Consider the following 2,555-nt stretch of genomic DNA (forward strand, 5'->3'; position numbering starts at 1 on the left):
GTCTTTGACGGCAGCGCTGCCGGTCTTACTTTCTGTCTTGATCATGGCGGCGTTCCTTCCAGGGAATCGGTGACGTTGAACACCACCTTGTCATGACTGCCCACTCTCAGCGAATTTGCAGAACTCAGCACACCATTCCGTCTTAAGCGACTGACGCATGAGTGATGTGTGTCCAAAATCTGACAGCCGTCAGAAAACATGTCGGGTTCAAAACAGCGGAACGTCTTAGCCTGTCGGGCTTTTCGAAGCCTATCACGCAGTAACTGCGCGCCAGGCGCACTGGCACGGCCTTTGCTGGTTGAGCTGCGGCACTATTGCGGGCTGACCCGCATGAGAACACGGAACTCGCTCGATGAAAGGGATGATCGACCTCATCCAGAAAGCTTCTTTCCGGCGGGTTCGAGCGTGCTGTGCGCGCATCTCGGCGGCGGGCCAGCGATCAACGGTTGAGGCTACATCTCCGGAGCGAGTGATGCCTCGAAAGATGCAATGCTGTCTCTGGTCCGACGCGCTCGAAGTTTGTGAAGAGTCGGCCCGGCAAATCGGCGAACCGGGCGGCGTAGGCTGCCAAAAGGGTAGATGGCCGCGTTGCCTCAGTAGATCAGCAGGCGGTGCCAGAAAGCCAAAGGCACACCATCGTGGCGCTTCGACGTAAGTAGATGGGAGTCGTCACCAGTGATTTTGCCGGAACTTCGCTTAGCAAACACAGCCGGCAGGGTTTTGGAGATAACGACGACCACGGGATGCATCGTAGGATGTTCATATTGTCCCCAGGACAAGTTCGCGGTCCGGCAAAGAAAAGTGTCTCATGCGAGTCATCTGGGTCTTGAAGATTTCAAGCGGTGTGGCCCGCGTACCGACTTCCGTCGACATTGGTTTTGCGGGATACTCCGAACCTTGGCTCAAACCGGACTGCACCGAAATGGTGGAGCACGCCTTCGCCAAAGGCCATGGCATCAGGATTTTTACGACGCTGGTGGGAATGAACGGGCAGGACCTGCAACGATTGCAAGCCTTGCGCTTAGGCGTATTCGTGGTTCATGTTTTCGATGATGGCACCTACATGAACAGCCGCCTGGTCGGAGACAAGTATCGCGATCTGGTTCGTCAACTCGTCGACGCGGATATCCCCTTGATCCGGTTCGTGGCTTTGGGCGAGCCCCACCCAGATATAGCCGACATTATTCCAACCGAAGCACTGTTAAAAGCGCGGCCCATGAGCAGTAGGGGTGGAAGCGTCGACCCTAAGATCGTTGCACCACGCCAGTCAGTGGTCGGAGCCCTAACCTGCGTGGACGAACGACAGTATCGGAATGTTCTTCTTCCAAACGGCGACGTTACCCTGTGCTCCATGGATTTTGAGCGGCGTCACGTATTGGGCAACCTTCTATATGAGGGTTATTCCGCGCTGTTTGAAAAGCCAGTTTTTCGCGAAATCGTCGATCGGATGAATGGAGCGGATGGTTTTCTGCTTTGCAGGATGTGTGAATTCGCCGACCCTAACGACCGGACCTGAGTGGATGCCGGCCGAGAGGGCGTGCCTGGCAATGTGGATGGCCCCACGACAAATGCACCTGCCCGCGACGCCATCGTGTTTTCGCGTGACGCGCGCATGATCCCGTAGGCGCGGCAGTCGGCCTCGAGCATTTCGAAGACGAGCTCATCGAAAGTGGTTTTCGCCTTCCAACCGAGCTTGTCGGCCTGCCTGCCTTGAGGTAACCCCGCTCACTGGTCAACCTCGGGTCGGACGGACACAGCGTTCGTCGATCCCGATCAGCGCTGGATTGCCTACTCACGGCCACCTCGTCAACCAACGCCTTCACCCTCCCAGACGATCTCCTTTTCGACTCGCCTGAAGGCAGCAGCCCCAGCGGCGGCCGGGGATGGTTGCCGTCGCGGTAGTGGACGTTCTCGACACCGATGCGGCCCTTCGCCCGCGCCTCTCCCGGTTGCTTCCGCCTGGCCTACGAACGGGCTTTCCGTCAAGGGCGCCCACGGCCCCGCCCTCTTGATCCGGCGGCTCGGGCCAATCATCTCGCGCAAGAGATCGGAATCCGCAGTCTTCTCTAAGAGAGCGCGGCTTTCGCTGTGTCATCGGTCATCAAATGAATCAGGTTGGTGTCCGCAGCCCGAGGTTGAACGGCGAATATTGATGACCGCCGCAAAGCCGCTCGCTCGCTACGGCGCTATTGAGGAGCGCGCTCGCGAGCGGCTTCGCTGCCGCCGAGCTACACAACCTCTGGCGACGCGACCCTGCTAATCGTCCTTGGACTCATTCATTGTCCGGAGACGCTATGGGTAGGCGATGGCATACGTCAACTACCCGATATCGTAGTATCGGTGCTTTCGCGGAAGCTATAGAAGCCATCTTGTTGGAGCAAATTCTCCGAAGGCACCCGAATGGAGGGCAACGCAACCAACGATGATGATCGCGGCATCACCAGACCAACCAAAGCTTCCTCTGGTATTCTGCTGCAATGTTAAACGACGAACATCGGCCGCAAACCACTAGCCATTAAACAGCTCTCTTCTTTGAACGACTATGTGCAGAGGAA

General features: G+C 57.4%; 1 protein-coding gene and 1 pseudogene. Both read left to right on the forward strand.

Going from position 1 to position 2,555, the window contains the following annotated elements:
* Positions 1 to 346 precede the first annotated feature (346 nt).
* Positions 347 to 450, forward strand: a pseudogene (locus EOA86_RS30220) (aminocyclopropane-1-carboxylate deaminase/D-cysteine desulfhydrase family protein); the annotation flags it as partial.
* A 358-nt stretch (positions 451 to 808) separates the two neighbouring features.
* Positions 809 to 1,516 carry an SPASM domain-containing protein gene (locus EOA86_RS30225; protein WP_236473424.1) on the forward strand — a complete coding sequence of 236 codons (708 nt, stop codon included), beginning with the start codon at positions 809 to 811 and terminating at the stop codon, positions 1,514 to 1,516.
* Positions 1,517 to 2,555: the final 1,039 nt, after the last annotated feature.

It is taken from the genome of Mesorhizobium sp. M5C.F.Ca.IN.020.32.2.1 (assembly GCF_004023105.1).
In the GTDB taxonomy this organism is placed as follows: domain Bacteria; phylum Pseudomonadota; class Alphaproteobacteria; order Rhizobiales; family Rhizobiaceae; genus Mesorhizobium; species Mesorhizobium wenxiniae.